The 18,735-nt window shown below is 61.6% G+C and carries 16 protein-coding genes and 1 tRNA gene; 15 read left to right on the top strand and 2 right to left on the bottom strand.

Annotated features, from left to right (window positions below; translation table 11 throughout):
• Nucleotides 1-47 precede the first annotated feature (47 nt).
• The gene (gene rnr, locus VRS74_RS01825; RefSeq protein ID WP_354143525.1) at nt 48-2,327 is read left to right on the top strand and encodes a ribonuclease R; all 2,280 of its coding nucleotides are present in this window, start codon (nt 48-50) and stop codon (nt 2,325-2,327) included.
• A 9-nt stretch (nt 2,328-2,336) separates the two neighbouring features.
• On the opposite strand, the gene VRS74_RS01820 is transcribed toward rnr, so the two are convergent.
• A complete protein-coding gene (locus VRS74_RS01820; protein WP_354143524.1) occupies nt 2,337-2,783 on the bottom strand; it encodes a universal stress protein in 447 nt (148 codons plus the stop codon).
• 119 nt (nt 2,784-2,902) lie between these two features.
• Here VRS74_RS01820 and VRS74_RS01815 point away from each other — a divergent pair, with 119 nt between their 5' ends.
• From VRS74_RS01815 to VRS74_RS01800, 4 genes are all read left to right on the top strand, one after another.
• Nucleotides 2,903-4,171 (top strand): pyruvate dehydrogenase complex dihydrolipoamide acetyltransferase, encoded by a 1,269-nt coding sequence (locus tag VRS74_RS01815; RefSeq protein ID WP_354143523.1) that lies wholly within the window; start codon nt 2,903-2,905, stop codon nt 4,169-4,171.
• A 173-nt stretch (nt 4,172-4,344) separates the two neighbouring features.
• Nucleotides 4,345-5,757 carry a dihydrolipoyl dehydrogenase gene (lpdA, locus tag VRS74_RS01810; protein ID WP_354143522.1) on the top strand — a complete coding sequence of 471 codons (1,413 nt, stop codon included), beginning with the start codon at nt 4,345-4,347 and terminating at the stop codon, nt 5,755-5,757.
• Nucleotides 5,758-5,779: 22 nt separating this feature from the next.
• Nucleotides 5,780-6,436, top strand: a complete 657-nt coding sequence (locus VRS74_RS01805; RefSeq protein ID WP_354143521.1) for a S41 family peptidase — start codon at nt 5,780-5,782, stop codon at nt 6,434-6,436.
• A 253-nt stretch (nt 6,437-6,689) separates the two neighbouring features.
• Nucleotides 6,690-9,581: a TonB-dependent receptor gene (locus tag VRS74_RS01800; protein ID WP_354143520.1), complete on the top strand. Its 2,892-nt coding sequence runs from the start codon at nt 6,690-6,692 to the stop codon at nt 9,579-9,581.
• A gap of 85 nt (nt 9,582-9,666) precedes the next feature.
• Here the strand turns inward: VRS74_RS01800 and VRS74_RS01795 are convergent.
• A tRNA-Ser gene (locus VRS74_RS01795) sits at nt 9,667-9,756 on the bottom strand.
• Between the two features lie 67 nt (nt 9,757-9,823).
• On the opposite strand from VRS74_RS01795, the gene VRS74_RS01790 reads away from it, so the two are divergent.
• The 10 genes from VRS74_RS01790 (at nt 9,824) to VRS74_RS01745 (ending at nt 18,719) form a co-directional block, all read left to right on the top strand.
• Entirely contained in the window at nt 9,824-10,741 is a 918-nt protein-coding gene (locus VRS74_RS01790; protein WP_354143519.1) for an aminotransferase class IV, read from the top strand.
• Complete coding sequence (locus VRS74_RS01785) at nt 10,738-11,472, top strand: sulfotransferase-like domain-containing protein (RefSeq protein ID WP_354143518.1); 735 nt, start codon at nt 10,738-10,740, stop codon at nt 11,470-11,472. Before VRS74_RS01790 ends, VRS74_RS01785 begins: the two co-directional genes overlap by 4 nt.
• Before the next feature lie 60 nt (nt 11,473-11,532).
• Complete coding sequence (locus VRS74_RS01780) at nt 11,533-12,582, top strand: lytic murein transglycosylase (protein ID WP_354143517.1); 1,050 nt, start codon at nt 11,533-11,535, stop codon at nt 12,580-12,582.
• A 93-nt stretch (nt 12,583-12,675) separates the two neighbouring features.
• Nucleotides 12,676-13,848 carry a D-alanyl-D-alanine carboxypeptidase family protein gene (locus tag VRS74_RS01775; protein ID WP_354143516.1) on the top strand — a complete coding sequence of 391 codons (1,173 nt, stop codon included), beginning with the start codon at nt 12,676-12,678 and terminating at the stop codon, nt 13,846-13,848.
• A complete protein-coding gene (gene tmk, locus VRS74_RS01770; protein ID WP_354143515.1) occupies nt 13,845-14,480 on the top strand; it encodes a dTMP kinase in 636 nt (211 codons plus the stop codon). The genes VRS74_RS01775 and tmk overlap by 4 nt, the downstream gene beginning before the upstream one ends.
• Complete coding sequence (locus tag VRS74_RS01765) at nt 14,477-15,442, top strand: DNA polymerase III delta subunit-related protein (protein WP_354143514.1); 966 nt, start codon at nt 14,477-14,479, stop codon at nt 15,440-15,442. The genes tmk and VRS74_RS01765 overlap by 4 nt, the downstream gene beginning before the upstream one ends.
• Nucleotides 15,435-17,006: a methionine--tRNA ligase gene (gene metG / locus VRS74_RS01760; protein WP_354143513.1), complete on the top strand. Its 1,572-nt coding sequence runs from the start codon at nt 15,435-15,437 to the stop codon at nt 17,004-17,006. The genes VRS74_RS01765 and metG overlap by 8 nt, the downstream gene beginning before the upstream one ends.
• Nucleotides 17,006-17,782: a TatD family hydrolase gene (locus tag VRS74_RS01755; protein WP_354143557.1), complete on the top strand. Its 777-nt coding sequence runs from the start codon at nt 17,006-17,008 to the stop codon at nt 17,780-17,782. The genes metG and VRS74_RS01755 overlap by 1 nt, the downstream gene beginning before the upstream one ends.
• Nucleotides 17,779-18,546, top strand: a complete 768-nt coding sequence (locus tag VRS74_RS01750; protein WP_354143512.1) for an MBL fold metallo-hydrolase — start codon at nt 17,779-17,781, stop codon at nt 18,544-18,546. Before VRS74_RS01755 ends, VRS74_RS01750 begins: the two co-directional genes overlap by 4 nt.
• Nucleotides 18,543-18,719 (top strand): hypothetical protein, encoded by a 177-nt coding sequence (locus tag VRS74_RS01745; RefSeq protein WP_354143511.1) that lies wholly within the window; start codon nt 18,543-18,545, stop codon nt 18,717-18,719. Before VRS74_RS01750 ends, VRS74_RS01745 begins: the two co-directional genes overlap by 4 nt.
• The last annotated feature ends 16 nt before the right edge of the window (nt 18,720-18,735 follow it).

The raw sequence follows: 18,735 nt of genomic DNA, 5'->3' as shown, positions 1-18,735 counted from the left end.
CAAAAGAAGTGCAGGGCTTCGACAGGCTCAGCCCGAACGGATTTTTGATGGCGCAAAAGCGACAAAAGCAAGGTTTTCCCAGCAAGGAACAGGTTCTCGAGTTCCTCCAGACGTCCGACACACCGGCCGGCAAGCGCGAGATCGCCAAGGCGTTCGGTCTGAAGGGGCAGGAAAAGATCGCGCTCAAGCGGCTGCTCAAGGACATGGCCGAAGAGGGCATGATCGACGGCAAGCGGACGGCCTATCACCGCATGGGCGGCGTTCCCAAGGTCACTGTACTGCGCGTGGTCGAGATCGAGGATGGTGAAGCGGTTGCCATTCCCGACAATTGGTCACCCGAGGCCCCGGGTGAACCGCCCAGGCTCACCATGCGCGAGGTCCGCGGGAAGGGTGGCAAGCAGGTTGCCGCTCTCAAGCGGGGCGACCGCGTGCTGGCGCGGACCGAAGAGACAGATCGGGGGTGGATCGCGCATCCGATGAAGAAGCTGCCCGCCCGCACCGAAGGGCTGCTGGGCGTGGTGGAGATCGACGGCAGCGGCAAGGCATGGCTCGCGCCGGTCGACAAGCGTATCCGCAATTCGTCTCCCATCACCGACCTCGGCGAGGCGGAGGAAGGCCAGCTGGTGATCGCTGAGCGCGCCGGGCGTTCCGACCGCGCCGGAGTGAAAGTGATCGAAGTGGTTGGCGATCCGCTGGCGCCTCGCAGCTTCAGCCTGATCGCCATCGCCAAGCACGGCATCCCGCACATCTTCCCTGAGCAGGCGCTGCGCGAAGCCGAAAAGGCCGTTGAACTGCCGCTGAGCGTGGACCGGCGCGAAGACCTGCGGCACTTGCCGATCGTCGCGATCGACCCCGCCGATGCGCGCGACCATGACGATGCAATCTGGGCCGAGCCGGACGGGCAGGGCGGCTTCAACGCCGTTGTCGCGATTGCCGACGTCAGCTTCTACGTTCGCGCTGGCGGCACGCTCGACCGCGAAGCGCGCAAACGCGGCAATTCGGTCTATTTCCCCGACCGCGTGGTGCCGATGCTTCCCGAAGTTCTCAGCGCCGACGTCTGCTCGCTGCGCGAAGGCGAAGACCGGGCGGCTATGGCCTGCCATTTGCGCGTGGACGAACACGGCAATGTCACCAAGTTCCGCTTCACCCGCGCCTTGGTCCGCATCTCGCACAACATTGCTTACGAAGCGGCACAGGCCGAAATCGACAGCGGGAACGCGCCCGAGCACCTGCTGAATTTGTGGGCCTGCTGGCGCGCGCTTGAACGGGCACGGCACGCGCGCGACCCGCTTGAACTGGAACTGCCCGAACGCCGCGTGGCGCTCGACGAGAAGGGGCAGATCGCCGAAATCGCGATCCGCGAGCGGCTCGATGCACACCGCGTGGTCGAGGATTTCATGATCGCGGCCAATGTTGCTGCGGCGCGCGCACTCGAGGCCAAGACCGCACCGGTGGTATATCGCCTGCACGAAGCGCCGGGGCGCGAGAAGCTGCTCGCCCTGCGCGACTACCTCGCGACTTTCGGGCGCAAGCTGTCGCTGGGCCAGGTGATCACGCCTTCGCTGTTCAACCGCATGCTCAAGGATGTGACCGACGAAAGCGAGAAGGCGCAAGTGATGGAAGCGGTGCTGCGCAGCCAGATGCAGGCCTATTACGGGCCGGCCAATGTCGGGCACTTCGGGCTGGCGCTGGGTAGCTACGCACACTTTACGTCGCCGATCCGCCGCTATGCGGACTTGCTGGTCCATCGCGCGCTGGTCGATGCCTACAAGCTCGAGCAGCCCAAGCCGAAGGGTAACCTCCCCGAAAGCACCGGCCTGTCGGACCGCGACCGGGCCAGCCTGCAGCAAGTGAGCGACGCCATCAGCCAGGCCGAGCGCCGCGCGATGGAGGCCGAGCGCGAGACGATCGACCGCTATGTGGCAGCATGGCTATCGCACCGCGTCGGCGAAGTGTTCGACACCCGTATCACCGGGGTGCAGGCGTTCGGTTTCTTCGCCACGATAGTCGGGCTGGGCGGCGACGGGCTGGTGCCTGTCTCGACGCTTGGCCGCGAGCACTTCCGTTACGAGGAAGCGGCACAAGTGCTGGTCGGCGAGACCAGCGGCACGCGCTATGCGATGGGCGACAAGCTGAAGCTGAAACTGGCTGAATCCAACCCGCTCACCGGCGCGCTCAAATTCGTGCCGGTCGATAGCGACGGGATGGAAATCGAGCCGCGCGGCAACCGGCCCCCGCCGCGCCGCGGTCCGCCCAAGGGCAAGCATATGGTCGGCAAGCGCGGCCGCCCCGGAAATATCCGGCATCAGGGCAGGGGCAAACGCTGACGCTAGCGCCTAAGCGTCGTTGGCTGCCTCGTCGAATTCCTCGGGGATAATGTAGAGCGGGCAGGGCAGTGCCCCGGCGTGCGTCGAGAAGTGGGTCACCAGCGGGCCGGGATTGCCGCCCTTGGCTGCCCCCAGCACCAGCGCGGCGATATTGCCGTGCTCGTCGAGGAATTCGCGAATCACCTTCTGGCCGCCGCCCACGGCGACTGAAATCGCGGGCATGATTCCCATCTCCGCCAGCAGGCTGCCCGCCGCCCCATGCGCCAGCATTTCCGCGCGGTCGCGCGCTTCCTGTTCGATCGTCGCCTGGATGCCGCCAAAGGCGCTGACGTTCTGTTGGGGGACCAGCGCAAGGATGTGAACGCCGCCGTCGACCGCGCCCGCGCGCCTTGCAGCATAGCGCAAGGCGGAGCGCGCCTCATCGGTTTCGTCGATCACCACCAGGAAGACCCGCATCCCCAACTCCTTCGCTGCGGGGTATCCGCTGAAAACGTATTCTTCGCAAGGTTCTTGCCCCGTGGCCCCGAATTCGGCACAGGCTTCCGTTGCGTAAAGGAAAGGGAATCTCTCCAGCAATGCCTATCGAAATCAAGATGCCTGCGCTTTCGCCGACGATGGAGGAGGGCACCCTCGCAAGATGGCTGGTGAAGCCGGGCGACGAGGTGAAGGCTGGCGACATCATGGCCGAGATCGAGACAGACAAGGCTACGATGGAATTCGAGGCCGTGGATGAAGGCACGCTGGTGTCGATCGCGGTCGAAGAAGGCAGCGAGAATGTGAAGGTCGGCACGGTGATCGCGCTGCTGGCGGAAGAGGGCGAGGATGCCAGCACCGCTGCTGCAGCCCCGGCTTCAAAGCCTGCCCCCGCACCCGCAGCTCCGGCGAGCGAAGCCCCGCAAGAAGCACCGGCGCCTGTCGCGGCTCCGGCTCCTGCGCCCGCTCCTGCAACCTCGGGCGACCGCATCGTGGCCTCGCCGCTGGCCAAGCGGATCGCCGAGCAGAAGGGGATCGACCTTTCCGGCGTGACGGGCAGCGGGCCCAATGGGCGGATCGTGAAGGCCGATGTGGAGGGCGCCAAGCCCGGTGCAGCGCCTGCTGCGACCCCTGCCGCTGCGCCTGCTCCCACGCCGTCGGTCTCGCCCACCGATCGCGGTGCGCCTTACGAAGAGCAGAAGCTCAACAATGTTCGCAAGGTCATCGCGCGGCGCCTTACCGAGGCCAAGCAGCAGATCCCGCATATCTACCTCACCGTGGATGTCCGGCTCGATGCGCTGCTCAAGTTGCGCAGCCAACTTAATGCCTCGCTCGAACCCGATGGCGTGAAGCTTTCGGTCAACGACCTGCTGATCAAGGCGCTGGCCCGCGCGCTCCAGCGCGTGCCCAAGTGCAACGTCAGTTTCCAGGGCGACGTGCTGCACCAGTACACGCGCGAGGACATCTCGGTTGCAGTAGCCGCGCCTTCGGGCCTGATCACCCCGATCATCAAGGATGCCGGGCGCAAGGGGCTGGCCCAGATCAGCACCGAGATGAAGGAACTGGCGAACAAGGCGCGCGACGGTAAGCTGCAGCCGCATGAGTACCAGGGCGGCACCGCTTCGCTTTCCAACCTCGGCATGTTCGGCACCAAGCAGTTTGACGCAGTGATCAACCCGCCGCAGGGCATGATCCTGGCGGTGGGCGCGGGCGAACAGCGGCCATGGGTGGTCGATGGCGCGCTCGCCATCGCGACCGTGATGAGCGTGACCGGCAGCTTCGATCACCGCGCCATCGACGGCGCGGACGGCGCGCAGCTGATGGACGCCTTCCGTCAGCTGGTCGAAAACCCGATGGGTCTGGTGGTTTGACGGCGGGGCTGTCCTACAGCCCGGCGGATATGCGATGGAGGCGGCATGACTTGCCTGTCGAACCGCGCCAGTTGCAGCCATTCCGCGCATTCGCACCAGCCCGAAGTTTTTAACTTCTGTACTGTGTCGCATGTGTCGCATCAGATAGAGCTTAGTCAGAGGTAATTGCAGTAATGTCAGCCAGTTATGACGTCATCGTTCTCGGCTCCGGACCCGGCGGCTATGTCGCGGCGATCCGCTGTGCGCAGCTGGGGCTGAAGACTGCCATCGTCGAGCGTGAGAACCTCGGCGGCATCTGCCTCAATTGGGGCTGCATCCCCACCAAGGCGCTGCTGCGCAGTGCCGAGATCAAGCATTACATGGACCATGCGGCCTCTTATGGATTGAAGGTGGCTGGCACGATCGAGGCTGACCTTGATGCAGTGGTGAAGCGCAGCCGCGGTGTTGCAGCACAGCTCAACCGCGGGGTCACCGGGTTGATGAAGAAGAACAAGATCACGGTGCATATGGGCGAGGGCACGCTAACCGGCCCCACGTCGCTGACGGTTAAGGGCGAGAAGGGTGAGGAAAAGCTCACCGCCAAGCATGTGATCGTCGCCACCGGTGCCCGTGCGCGCGACCTTCCTTTCGCCCCGGCTGACGGCAAGCGCATCTGGACTTATCGCACCGCGATGACTCCGCCCGAAATGCCCAAGAAGCTGCTGGTCATCGGCAGTGGGGCGATCGGAATAGAATTCGCAAGCTTCTACAATGACATGGGAGCCGAAGTTACCGTGGTCGAGATGCTCGACCGGATCGTGCCGGTTGAGGACAAGGACGTTTCGACCTTTCTTGAGAAGGCGCTGACCAAGCAAGGCATGACAATCATGACCGGGGCGGGGGTCGAGGACCTCAAGGCTAACGCGACCGGAGTAAAGGCCAAGATCAAGGACAAGGCGGGCGAGGTCAGCGAGCAGGACTTCAACCATTGCATCGTCGCTATCGGTATCGTCCCGAACACCGAGAACATCGGGCTCGAAAAGCTGGCCGATATGGATCGCGGCTTCATTCAGATCGACCCCTATGGCCGCACCAAGTCGAAGGGGCTGTGGGCGATCGGCGATTGCACGCCCGGCCCGTGGCTGGCGCATAAGGCGAGCCACGAAGGCGTGACCGCCGCCGAAGCCATCGCCAAAGAGCTCGGCAACAAGGACATGCATCCGCACCCGCTCGACCGCAACAACATCCCCGGCTGCACCTACTGCCACCCGCAAATCGCCAGCGTCGGCATGACCGAGGCCAAGGCGAAGGAAGCCGGATACGCGGTCAAGGTCGGCAACTTCCCCTTCATCGGCAATGGCAAGGCGATCGCGCTGGGCGAGGCAGAAGGCTTCATCAAGACCGTGTTCGACGCCAAGACCGGCGAACTGCTCGGCGCGCATATGATCGGCGCCGAAGTGACCGAACTGATCCAGGGCTATGTCGTGGGCAAGCAGCTCGAAACGACCGAAGCCGAATTGATGCAGGCGGTGTTCCCGCACCCGACGCTGAGCGAGATGATGCACGAAAGCGTGCTGTCGGCCTACGGGCGGGCCTTGCACATCTGACCGGTAAGGCGGAGGAGAGACGATGGCCGAATTTCTCCTCCTCGCCTTCATCCTGCTGATTGCGGGAGTCATCTCGGTCCCCATCGCGACGCGGCTCGGGCTGGGTTCGGTGCTGGGCTACCTCCTAGCAGGCATGGTGCTCGCCCCGCTGTTGGGCTTCCTTGGCGTCAACGTCACGCAGCTCCAGCATTTCGCCGAGTTCGGCGTGGTGATGATGCTGTTCATCATCGGGCTTGAGCTTGAGCCGAAGCGGCTGTGGGCCATGCGCCAGCGGCTGGTAGGGCTGGGTGGCGGCATCTATGGCCCAAAGGTCATGCTCATCGACCAGGACGCAGGTTCGGGTGGCGACTGGATGCCCTATGCATTCCGAGAAGCGGGGCTGGGCACACTGATCGGCACACACACCTGGGGCGGCTTGATCGGGATCAGCGCCAATCCTGACCTGATCGATGGCGGCTTCCTGACGGTCCCGTTCTTCCGCTTCTTCGATACGAACGGACGTTGGTCGATCGAGAACGAGGGCGTCGCGTCGGATATCCGCGTCGATCTCGATCCCGTCGCGCTGGATCGCGGACAGGACACGCAGCTCGACGCCGCGATCGCTGTGGTTCTGCAGCAGATGGAAAGCGCGACTTCCCCGGTTAAGCCGGCACCGGCCTATCCGACCGAGATTGGCTAGTGAGCGCGTAGGCAGTTCAGGCCCTTTAGACTTGCGCCGGGAGGGGGAAACCACCTTCCTGCGCAGTCTATGAAGCCGGCAATTCGTGCACGCTTGTTTGGCGTCACAGTGTGTTCTGATTTCCGCGCCCTCGCATCGACAGCGCAAAACTGTCAGAATGGAGGTTGCAAAGGCTCCAAAATTTCGATTTACTCGCCTCATAAGGAATAAACTGTGCCCGAAAATCGGGCTGGATAGTGGGGAGGAGTTTTCAATGAAGAGACTCGAATTGTATCTGGGCACCGCGGTGGTCGCCCTGGTCGCGACCCCGGTCGCGGCTCAGGACGAAACGACAGGTAACGTCATTATCGTTACCGCCCAGCGTCAGGCGCAAAGCCTGCAGGAAGTCCCGATCGCGGTTAGCGCCTTCGACGCCGAAGCGCTCGAAGCGCAACAGATCGAAAACGCCAGCGACCTTCAGCTGACGCTGCCCAACGTAACCTTCTCGAAGGGCAACTTCACCGGTTCGAGCTTCACCATCCGCGGCATCGGCGACCTTTGCGTCGGCTTCAGCTGCGACAGCGCCACCGCCATCCACATGAACTCCGCGCCACTTTTCGGCACGCGACTGTTCGAAACCGAATATTTCGACCTTGAACGGATCGAAGTCCTTCGCGGCCCGCAGGGCACACTGTTCGGACGCAACGCAACGTCGGGCGTGGTCAATATCGTGACTGCGAAGCCTGACCTGTCGGGCTTCAGCGGCGCCGCCGAATTCGAATACGGCAATTTCAACAGCATCAAGGCGAAGGGCATGATCAACATGCCCATCGGCGATACGCTGGGCATGCGCGTGGCGGGCTTCTACCTGAAGCGCGATGGCTACACCGAGAACGTCTTGGATGGACGCGACTTCGACGACCGTGACATGTATGCGGTGCGCGGTTCGCTGCGGTGGGAACCGGGCCCGGATACGACGCTGGACCTGATGGCGTTCTATTTCCGCGAAGACGACAGCCGTATGCGCATCCAGAAGCAGCTGTGCCAACGCGACCCCACTGGCGTGCTGGGCTGTCTCAATGCACGGCGCGACTTCGCCAAGACCAATTCGAACTCGACCTTCACCGGGACTTTGGGCTCTCAGGAATTCCTCAACCTTAACCTCGGCTCGCTTGGAGCTGGGTTGGGGCTCAACAGCCTGTATGGCAATGACGCGTACTGGAATTTCCAGGAGCCGGAGGACGTTCGCAAGGTCAGAACTGCGTTCAAGCCGGAATACTTCACCGACGAGCTGCAACTGCAGGCGCACCTCGACCATAATTTCGAGAACTTCAAGGTGTCGCTCGGGGCGACCTACCAGGAAACCAGCGTCGACTCGCGCCAAGATTATAACAATGGGGTCGGCGACCGTACGTTGCTTGCAACTGCCCTCGGCACCTTAAGTGGCGTATGGGCCAATCCGCTTGCGGTCGGCCCGGATATTGCGGGTTATTTCACGCCTATCACCAACGCGCTCATTCCCAACGGGCCGACCGGCGAGCTTTGCGTGTCCGACACCCGCCTCGACAATCGCGGCGCCTATGAAGGCTATTCGGTCTGTTCGGATGATTTGCTTCAGTTCGACCGTTCGACCGGCAAGGGTGAATCCTGGTCGGCAGAAGCCATCATCTCCTCGGACTTTGACGGGCCATTCAACTTCCTGCTCGGCGGTATCTACGCGCAGTCAAAGGCGACCGATGGCGACTATTTCGTCAACAGCTTCGCGATCGACTATATTACGGGTGTCCTCGGGTCGTTCACGGCCTTGGGTGCGGAACTTCCTCCGTCCTACTTGGCGACTTCATTCTATCGCAACAACACGCAGAAGTTCCAGCTCGACAGCTGGGGCATCTTTGCAGAGGGCTATCTCGAAATTTCCGATCGCCTGAAGTTGACTGCCGGTCTGCGCTACAATGACGACAAGAAGAAGCTGACGGCACGCACAACGCTCGCCAACTTCCTCAATCCTTATTCTAACGACGGTGATCCCTTCGACTCGCCGTTCGTGGGGTCTTTCGACGCTGATCCCGGGCTTGATGGAAACCAGCTGGTCCAAAGCCGCAAGGTTGCATTCAATGAGGTTACCGGGCGCGCGGTCCTCGACTACCAGATCACGCCCGACAATCTGCTCTATGCGTCCTATTCACGGGGCTACAAATCGGGAGGTATCAACCCGCCGCTGTCGCCCGTGTTCGAAGTTCCGGAAGGCTTCGGCCCTGAAAAGGTCGATGCTTTCGAAATCGGCAGCAAGAACACGATTGCCAACGGCGCGATCCAGCTGAATGCGACGGCCTTCTTCTACAAGTACAAGGGCCTGCAGCTCAGCCGCATTATCGCTCGTACGTCGGTCAACGACACGATCGACGCGGATATCTGGGGCCTCGAGCTCGAATCGATCATCCGCCCGTCGGACAACTGGTTGATCAACATGAACTTCAGCTACCTCAATGCAGAGGTGGCGGGTGACCAGTTCTTCAGCAATCCGCGCGATCCGGGCGGCGGCGATCCGAACGCTGTGATTATCAAGGACATCACCAATGGTGCCTTGTGTGCAGTTACCGGCGGCGCTGCTGGCGGGCCTGATGCCTTCGTCAATGCGATCAACCCGGCTCTGGGCCTGCAGGGTGTTACCGAGTTCCCGGCTGATGGTGGGATCGCTTCCTCGGGTGCCTTCAGCATCTGTAGTGCCCTGACAGCCCAGGCTGCCGCCATTGGTGCTTCTTTTGGTGGCATAGAAGTACTCAGCCCCGGTGTGGAACTCAACCTCAAGGGCAACAAACTGCCACAGGCGCCGACCACAAAGGCCTCTGTGGGCGCCCAATACACGCATGACTTTGCCAACGGCATGACGTTGGCACCGCGTGTGGACATCACCTATACCGGCGAACAGTATGGCAACGTGTTCAACGGCAATGTGAACCGGCTTGAATCCTTCGTACAGGCCAATGCCCAGATCCAGCTCAATTCGGCGAATGGCAGCTGGTTCCTGCGCGGTTTCGTGCAGAACATCTTCGACAGCAGCTCGGTGACTGGCCTTTATGTCACTGACGCATCGTCGGGCCTGTTCACCAACATCTTCACGCTCGAACCACGCCGCTATGGCGCTGCATTCGGCATGAAGTTCTAACACCGGATATCCGGACAGAAGGGGGCGTCGCGGTCAGCCGCGGCGCCCCTTTTTCGTGCCCACGGCGCAGTGATGATACTGAAAGTGGCGGACAGGGTGGGATTCGAACCCACGGTGAGCGTGAACCCACGGCGGTTTTCAAGACCGCTGCCTTAAACCACTCGGCCACCTGTCCGTTGGCGAAGCTCGCTAGCGCGCTTGCATGCTATTGTCACCCGCTATCAAGCGCCTAGAACCGCTTCATGGCACACGGAACCCACGACTTCGCGCCAGATCCGCGAAACCAGTCCATCCTGATCAACGTCAACGGCACTCTAGTGCCGCGGCCAGAGGCAACCGTATCGGTCTTCGATAGCGGTTTCATGCTGGGCGATGGGGTTTGGGAGGGGTTGCGTGTGCACAAGGGCCGCATCGCATTCCTCAATGCGCACCTCGACCGGCTTTACGAGGGCGCAAAGGCGATCGCGATGGACATCGGGCTCACCAAGGATGAACTCGCCGAGCGGCTTTTTGCCACCATCGACGCCAATGCGATGCGGGGTGAAGAGAGCGTGCACATACGCCTTATGGTGACGCGCGGGATCCGCTCGACCCCTTACCAGGATCCGCGCGTGGTGATTTCCCCCGCAACGATCGTGATCATTCCAGAGTACAAGGCGCCGCTTCCGGCGACGGTGGAGAAGGGCATCCGGCTCTTCACTGTCCACGTTCGCCGCGGCGATCCCGCAGTGCAGGACCAGAAGCTCAACTCGCATTCGAAGCTCAACTGCATCACTGCCTGCATCCAGGCCGCGCAAGCAGGGGCGGACGAGGCATTGATGCTCGATCCGCACGGCTTTGTTGCGACCTGCAATTCGACCCACTTCTTCATTGTGCGCAAGGGTGAGGTTTGGACCTCGACCGGTGATTATTGTCTTGGGGGGATTACGCGCGCCAATGTGATCAGAATTTGCCGGGAAGAGGGCATTCCGGTGTTCGAGAAGAATTTCTCGCTGACTGATGTCTATGGTGCGGACGAGGCGTTCGTAACCGGCACGTTCGCCGGCGTCGTTCCCGTGACCGAAGTCGATGGCCGCAAGTTGACCGAGGGAAGGGGAGCGATGGTCGAACGCCTGCAAGGGCTCTACCGTGCGCTGGTTGACCGGGACGTCGCGGAATGAGCGAAGCCATCCGCATCGCGATGTGGAGCGGCCCTCGCAATATCTCCACCGCGATGATGCGCAGTTTCGGCTCGCGGGCGGACTGCGCTGTTTCGGATGAGCCGTTCTACGGAGCGTTCCTCAAAGACAGTCGGGAAGCGCACCCCATGGCGGAAGAAGTCATCGCCGATATGGATTGCGACTGGAACAGCGTCATTGAGAAACTATCGGGCCCAATTCCCGCCGGAAAAACCGCGTGGTACCAGAAACATATGCCGCACCACATGGTCGGGCCGATCGGTATCGCAGACTTCCCGCAGCATCGCCATGCCTTCCTGATCCGTGCGCCTGAGCGGGTGGTGGCGAGCTATCGCAACAAGAACGAGCTCCACTCGCCCGAGATGCTCGGCTTTGCCAAATTGCGGGCCTATTTCGATCAGGAGGCGAACCGCATCGGGAGTCCTCCGCCGGTGGTCGATTCCGATGACATTCTCCGCAATCCGGCCGGTGTGCTGGAGAAGTTGTGCGAGGTGCTGGGCATATCCTGGGATCCGGCGATGCTTTCCTGGGCCAAAGGGCCGCATCCCGAAGATGGTATCTGGGGGGCGCATTGGTACGACAAGGTCAACGCCTCCACGGGTTTTGGTGCATCACCAGGTCCTTTGCCACTGCTGGATGATGACTTTGGCAGGCTGGCGGACGCTTGCCGGGAAGATTACGAGGCTCTGAAGCACTACGCGCTTTGTGCATGACCATGGAAAAGCCCAGTCTGAATCATGGACCATTCATCACAGGCGTGGCACTTTAGATTTATGTTCCTGAAACGCCTTGCAATTGCCGCATCACTCATCTCATTGCCCGGCGCTGCGATGCCTTTGGTTGCGCAGGATGTGGAGCAACCCCGAACTGAGCTTGGCGCAATTTCATTCGACGCATACCTGCAATTGCTGATCGCGCGGGCGCGGGCCGAGGGCGTGAGCGAACCTACCATCCAGCGCATGACCGAAGGGCTGACCCCCAACGATCGCGTGATACGGCTCGATCGCAGCCAACCGGGCACACCCTCAAGCAGCGGATATCCTCCGCTTGCACCCTATATTGCCACCCATGTGAACGCCGCGCGGATCGCGGGCGGGCGTGACGTCGTGGCATCGAACCGTTCGGCCCTACAAGCTGTCGAGGCCGAGTACGGCGTACCGGGCAGGATCATCGTCGCCATCTTCGGGCACGAGACCAGTTATGGACGGATCAGGGGCAATTTCGATCTCGCCCGTTCCTTGGCAACGCTCGCTTGGGAAGGCCGACGCCGTGAGCTTTTTGCTAATGAATTCGTCGCCTTGTTGAAGGTTGCTGACAAAGGATATGATCGTCAGGAACTCGTCGGCAGCTGGGCTGGCGCCTTTGGCAACCCGCAATTCCTGCCGAGCATTTATTTGAAGCTCGCTCGCGACGGGGATGGAGATGGCCGCGCCAATATCTTCAGCAACCGGGCCGACACCTTCGCTTCGATCGGAAACTATTTGCGCTATGCAGGCTGGCGCGAGGGACAGCCATGGGGCGTCCGCGCCATGGTTCCTGCGGGTTTTGACTGGAACGCCGTCGAAACCGAGCTTGTGTCGCCAGTTTGCCCAAGGGTTCATGGCCGGCACAGCCAATGGAAGTCGACAGCGGAATGGCGCGCCCTGGGCGTGCAGCCCCAACAGGCCATGGGCGACAATGTCCTCTCAACTCTGTTCCAGCCAGACGGGCCAGGGACGCCATCGTGGCTCCTGACGTCGAACTTCCGCGCCATCCTCGAATACAATTGCTCGAATTACTACGCGATGAGCGTTGGGCTGCTGGCTGACGAGATCGCGCGCTGAAACCACAAGAGGGAAGGGGAAACATCGCCCCGGAGCGCTCGCCTTGGCATAGCCACCTGGCTATAGCTCCGTAGCGGAGCCGAGGAGCACAAGTTGCGGGTATTTTCGATTATTGCTGGTGCCGTTGCGGTCTCGCTCGGTTTTGCGAGCGCACCAGTGCAGGCAGAGGCATCGCGACCTGCGACTTATCGCCCGCCGCTCGTGGCAGAAGCGCCGATTGCCATTCTCGTCGACATGTCGAGTGGGCAGGTTCTGCATCAACGCAATCCGGATCGGCGCTTCATGCCAGCCTCGATCACCAAGGTAATGACGGCTTTCCTTGCCTTCGAACTGATTGAGCAAGACAAACTGCGGCTCGACCAGCGTTTCACCTTTGCGCCCGCCTCGTTCAAGGTGTGGGGGAACAATGGCTCGACTATGTTCCTCAGCGCCAATGACGAATTGTCGGTTTCGGACTTGCTGCTGGGTGTTAACACCGTTTCAGCAAATGACGCCGCTGTCGTCCTTGGCGAAGGGGCGGCTGGATCGCTGGGTGGTTGGACTCACCTGATGAACGCCAAAGCTGCAGAAATCGGCATGACGCAAAGCCATTTCGGTACGCCCAACGGCCTGCCTGACGAAGGGCGCACTTTCGTTACGGCTCGCGACCTCGTGACCCTTGCAACCGCCCTGGTGGAGCGACATCCCGAACTTTACGCGCGTTACTTCGGCCATCGGCGGCTGACATATCGGGGAATCACCCAGGCCAATCACGAACCATTCACTGGCTTCGTGCGCGGAGGTGACGGGATCAAGACCGGCTTTACCAATGAAGCTGGATATGGCGTGCTTGGCTCGGCCAAAAGGGACGGCAGGCGCCTTGTTGTGGTGGTCGCAGGGGCTGACCGTGCACGGATCCGTGATCGTGCAGCGCGGGCCTATCTCGAGTGGGGATTCCGCGCCTTCGACAGCCGCCCACTGTTCGGCGAAGGGGCCAAGGTGGGTTCTGCCAAGGTACAGGATGGTGACCGCCGCAGCCTGTCACTGGTTGCCGGGAATAACATAGCCGCCGCAATGCCCCGCGGGACCAACCGCCCGATCAGCCTTGCCATTCACTACGAAGGGCCGCTGCGAGCGCCGATCGCGAAGGGCCAACGTGTTGCGGAGCTCGAGATCAGAGTCGAAGGCATGGCTTCGTCTCGTGTCCCGTTGATGGCTGGCGAGGATGTGAAGGTGGCAGGTCCGCTTGACCGCCTCGTCAACGGCTTTGCCGGGTGGCTGTCATGAACCGCGGCAAGTTTATCGCATTCGAAGGGGGCGAAGGCGCGGGCAAATCGACCCAGGCGCGGATGCTCGTCGATGCGCTGCGCGCGCGGGGGCTATTGGTCGATTTGACACGAGAGCCGGGCGGCACGCCGGGTGCCGAGGCAATTCGCGCCCTGCTGCTGGACCCACCGGGGGAGGGCTGGGGCGCCGAAGCCGAGGCGCTGCTGTTTGCCGCTGCACGTGCCGACCATGTCGCCCGGCGCATACGTCCGGCCATCGAGCGCGGCGAATGGATAATCTCGGACCGTTTCGTCGATTCAAGTCGCGCCTACCAGGGCGGGGCAGGGGCGCTGGGCGACGAGACGATCACTGCTCTCCACTCCATCGGCAGTGGTGGGTTGCGTCCTGACCTTACGATTTTGCTCGAAGCGCGCGAGGAACACGTCGCGGCAAGGCTCGCCGCGCGCGACGGCGACAATTCGGATGCCATTGGCGGCCGCGATGCGGACTACCACCGCGCTGTAGCGGCCGCATTTCGCCGCATTGCGGAGGATAACCCCCATGGCTTCGCAGTGATTGACGCAGAAGGCGATCCGGAAACAGTGCATGCACGCGTGATGGCGGCCATCGCGCCATTGCTGGAGGGTGCATGACCGATTGGCCCACTCATGAGGCAGCATGGCGCGAATGGCGCGAAGCCATGCGCGGCAGCCGCATGCATCATGGCTGGATCCTTGCGGGCAAGGCAGGCCTGGGCAAGCATGACTTCGCTTTGGCCGCTGCGCGCGAATTGGTGGCGGAGGAAGGCATTCCGCAGCCCTCCGGTACGCACCCGGATATCCTGATCCTCACGCACCTCCCCAAGGACGATAAGGAGGAGAAGAAGCGCGACGAGGGCAAACCCTTTGAGGTGAAGCGCAATATCGCCGTGGCACAGATCCGCGCTATGCAGCAGCGGCTGACGACCCGCCCAACGATTGGATCGCGCCGCGTCGTGATCATCGACCCTGCCGACGATATGGAACGGAGCGCTTCGAATGCACTGCTCAAGAGCCTTGAGGAACCGCCAGTCGGCACATTCTTCCTGCTGGTGACCCACCGCCCGGCTGGGCTGTTGCCGACGATCCGTTCGCGCTGCCGCATGCTTCGTTTCCCCGAACTCCCCGATGCGCAAATCGCCCGGCAGCTCGATGCTGAAATGCCCGGATTGGCGATGGCCGAGCGCGATGCCGCGATCGCACTTGCCGGCGGGTCGCTCGGCGCAGCGCGCAGTTTCCTTAAGATGGAGCTCGGCGGCGTTGCCCGGCTGATGCAGCGCCTCGCCCACGAGGGGGATCCCGGTTTTGCACTGCAAGCCTCGCTCGCGGATGCGGTGGGCGCGCGCCCTGACCGCGAACGGATGCGAGCCGTGCTGGACCTTGGGCGAACCACGCTGGCGGCTTCGCTGCACGATGCCAGCCCGGAAAGACGCCTCGCCCTGATCGATGCGCACCAAGCACTGGTTGAACTTGCAGCGCAAGCGCCGACCTACAATTTCGATCCCGGCCTGCTTGTAGGCGAAATCGCCAGCTTGCTTGCGCGCGCCGCTGGCGCTAGCGAGCCGGCCCATGGCTGAACCCTTCTACATCACAACTGCGATCAACTATCCCAACGGCCGGCCGCATATCGGCCATGCCTATGAAGGGATCGCGACCGATGTGGTCGCGCGTTTCCAGCGAATGCGCGGGCGCGACGTAAGGCTGGTGACGGGCACCGACGAGCACGGGCTGAAGATGGATCAGACCGCGCGCAAGGCTGGACGCGCGACGATCGATCTTGCGACCGAGATGTCGGGCTATTTTCGCGAGATGTGCGCGAAACTCGACATCGCTTACGATGACTTTGTGCGCACCACCGAGCCGCGCCACCACGCCGCTAGCATAGAGCTTTGGCGTCGCATGGAAGCCAATGGCGACCTTTACCTCGATCGCTACGAGGGCTGGTATTCGGTGCGCGACGAGGCTTTCTATGATGAAAGCGAGCTGGTCGAAGGGGAAGGGGGGGCAAAGCTTTCTCCGCAGGGCACGCCGGTCGAATGGACCGTCGAAGAAACCTGGTTCTTCCGCCTGTCGCAATATCAGGACCGGCTGCTGGCGCATTACCGCGACAATCCGGACTTCATCCGCCCAGAAAGCCGCCGGAATGAGGTGCTGCGTTTCGTCGAGGGCGGGCTGAAGGATCTGTCGGTCAGCCGCACGAGCTTCGATTGGGGCGTTCCGGTGCCGAACAGCGCCGATCATGTCATGTATGTGTGGGTCGATGCGCTCACCACCTATATGACAGGGGTCGGCTTCCCCGACGTCGATGGCGAGCTGTTCCAGCGCTACTGGCCGGCCAATATTCACATGATCGGCAAGGACATCGTGCGGTTCCACGCGGTCTATTGGCCAGCCTTCCTGATGAGTGCTGGCCTGCCGCTTCCCAAGCAGGTGTTTGCGCACGGTTTCCTGCTCGCCCGCGGCGGCGAAAAGATGAGCAAAAGCGCCGGCAATGTGGTCGATCCGATGGAGCTCGCCGAGACATACGGCGTCGACCCGCTCCGCTATTTCTTCATGCGCGAAATCGCCTTCGGCCAAGATGGCAGCTTTTCGGCCGAAGCGATCGTGACGCGCTCCAATGCCGAGCTGGCCAACAGCTTCGGCAATCTCGCACAGCGCACGCTGTCGATGATCTTCAAGAATTGCGACGGTGTGCTGAGCGATGGCTATACGCCGACCGATGCCGATCTTGCGCTCGGCAACACCGTTCGGGATGCGTGCCGCACCGAGCTTCCGCGGGAGTTCGAAACACTCAGCTTCAGCACGGGGCTGGAAGCGTGGATGCGGGCGGTGTTTGCTTGCAACCAGTATGTCGACGAACAAGCCCCATGGGCGCTGCGCAAGACCGATCCGGATCGGATGGTGGCGGTACTGATGACGCTGTTCCGCTGCGTGCGCGATCTTGCCATTGCCGTCAGGCCGGTTGTGCCGACCTCAGCCGATCGCCTGCTCGACCAGCTCGGCATTCCGGCGAATGAACGCGATTTTGCGGCGCTCGATGACGCCGAGTGGTTCGCGCGGCTGGTCAATAGCGGGTTCCGGCTTGAACAGCCGCAAGGCGTGTTCCCAAGGCTCGAATTGCCCGATAGCGAAAGCGCATGATGCTGGTCGATAGCCACTGCCATCTCGAGTACAAAGGCCTGGTCGATGACCAGGCCGGCGTGCTGGCGCGGGCGCGTGAGGCGGGCGTGGGCCAGTTCCTCAATATTTCTACTCGCAAGAGCGAATGGGAACAGGTGGTAGGCACTGCCGAACGCGAGCCCGACGTTTGGGCCAGTGTGGGCATCCATCCGCACGAGGCAGACCAGCATGCCGATCTCGGCCGTGAAGCTCTGCTGCAGGCGGCGGAGCATCCGCGCGTCATCGGGATCGGTGAAACCGGTCTCGACTATTATTACGACCGGTCTGACCGTGCTACCCAACGCGACCTGTTCCGCATGCATATCGGTGTTTCGCGTGAGACTGGTCTCCCGCTTATTATCCACACACGCGATGCGGACGGTGACACGCTTGCCATGCTCGAGGAAGAGACGGGGAAGGGGGCATTCCCTGCCTTGATCCATTGCTTCACCGCTTCGGCCGAATTCGGCCAGCGCGTGCTTGAGTTGGGGCTCAGCATCTCGCTGTCGGGCATCGTGACATTCAAGAATGCCACCGATCTGCAGGAAATCGCGAAGAAAATTCCGCATGAACGCCTGTTGGTGGAGACTGACAGCCCGTTTCTTGCCCCGGTGCCGCATCGCGGGAAACCGTGCGAACCGGCCTATGTCGCGAACACCGCGCAATTCCTGGCCGATTTGCGCGGCGAGGATGTGAACGACCTTGCCGACTATACCACCGCCAATTTCCGCAGACTGTTCAGCAAGGCAGTATTTTGAAGCTCATCGTTCTTGGCTCTGGCACTTCGACCGGCGTTCCGCGCGTCGGCCACGACTGGGGTGAATGCGATCCGAACGAACCGCGAAACAAGCGTAGCCGGGTGTCGATCATGGTTGAAAGTTCGGATGGCAGTCGCTTGTTGGTCGATACTTCGACCGATCTGAGACAGCAGCTGCTCGACAACTCCATCGACCGGATCGATGGTGTGTTCTGGACGCATGACCATGCCGATCATTGCCATGGGATCGATGACCTTCGCGTGCTGCGCTACGGTCGCGGCGGGCCGATTCCGGGATTTGCCTCGGAGGACACCGCCTACCGTCTGCGCCAGCGCTTCGGCTATGTTTTCGCAGGGCAATTTGGCTATCCCACTATAGTGACGCTGGAAGTTCTCGGCAGGTTGCGGATGCACGCCGGTTTTTCGGTCGAATGGTGCCAAATGCCGCATGGGCCCAGCGAAACCACGGGTTTTCGTTTTGAGGCGGATGGCAAGAGCATCGCTTATGCCACTGATTATAGTGAAATTACTGAGGATATGATCGATCTCTTTGATGAGGTCGATATCCTTGTAAGCGATTGCCTGAGGCGCGAACCGCATCCTACGCATGCCAATTTGGCGATGGCATTGGAATTGGCAGAACGGTGCAATGCAGGCACGCTCGTGCTCAGTCATCTCGACAAGAGCATGGACTATGCGACGCTTGAGGCTGAAACTCCGGATAACGTCGTGGTGGGTTATGACGGGTTGGAGATCTTGGCGTGAACGAGTTTTCGATTGTCCAGATCGTTTCTTTGGTCGGGTTTCTAGTCCTGGCATTGAGCGCATTGGCTTCTCACCGTTTGGATTGGGGCAAGGCAATACGTATGGGACTGATCTGGTCGGCCATTTTCGTCGGCGTCGTGCTGCTTTTCAGCATTGTTGGACCGGAAGGGTAGCCAGATTGGTCGCTGG

The sequence above is a fragment of the Altererythrobacter litoralis genome (assembly GCF_036324225.1).
GTDB classification, from domain to species: domain Bacteria; phylum Pseudomonadota; class Alphaproteobacteria; order Sphingomonadales; family Sphingomonadaceae; genus Erythrobacter; species Erythrobacter litoralis_A.
This window is presented reverse-complemented; position numbering and strand designations above follow the sequence as displayed.

Bases quoted from the DNA above. Each gene is read 5' to 3' on its own strand.
- VRS74_RS01755 (WP_354143557.1), top strand. From the start codon at position 17,006: ATGCTGGTCGATAGCCACTGCCATCTCGAGTACAAAGGCCTGGTCGAT.
- VRS74_RS01820 (WP_354143524.1), bottom strand. From the start codon at position 2,783: ATGCGGGTCTTCCTGGTGGTGATCGACGAAACCGATGAGGCGCGCTCC.
- tmk (WP_354143515.1), top strand. From the start codon at position 13,845: ATGAACCGCGGCAAGTTTATCGCATTCGAAGGGGGCGAAGGCGCGGGC.
- VRS74_RS01800 (WP_354143520.1), top strand. From the start codon at position 6,690: ATGAAGAGACTCGAATTGTATCTGGGCACCGCGGTGGTCGCCCTGGTC.
- VRS74_RS01785 (WP_354143518.1), top strand. From the start codon at position 10,738: ATGAGCGAAGCCATCCGCATCGCGATGTGGAGCGGCCCTCGCAATATC.
- lpdA (WP_354143522.1), top strand. From the start codon at position 4,345: ATGTCAGCCAGTTATGACGTCATCGTTCTCGGCTCCGGACCCGGCGGC.
- VRS74_RS01765 (WP_354143514.1), top strand. From the start codon at position 14,477: ATGACCGATTGGCCCACTCATGAGGCAGCATGGCGCGAATGGCGCGAA.
- VRS74_RS01780 (WP_354143517.1), top strand. From the start codon at position 11,533: ATGTTCCTGAAACGCCTTGCAATTGCCGCATCACTCATCTCATTGCCC.
- VRS74_RS01805 (WP_354143521.1), top strand. From the start codon at position 5,780: ATGGCCGAATTTCTCCTCCTCGCCTTCATCCTGCTGATTGCGGGAGTC.
- VRS74_RS01815 (WP_354143523.1), top strand. From the start codon at position 2,903: ATGCCTATCGAAATCAAGATGCCTGCGCTTTCGCCGACGATGGAGGAG.
- VRS74_RS01790 (WP_354143519.1), top strand. From the start codon at position 9,824: ATGGCACACGGAACCCACGACTTCGCGCCAGATCCGCGAAACCAGTCC.
- metG (WP_354143513.1), top strand. From the start codon at position 15,435: ATGGCTGAACCCTTCTACATCACAACTGCGATCAACTATCCCAACGGC.
- rnr (WP_354143525.1), top strand. From the start codon at position 48: ATGGCGCAAAAGCGACAAAAGCAAGGTTTTCCCAGCAAGGAACAGGTT.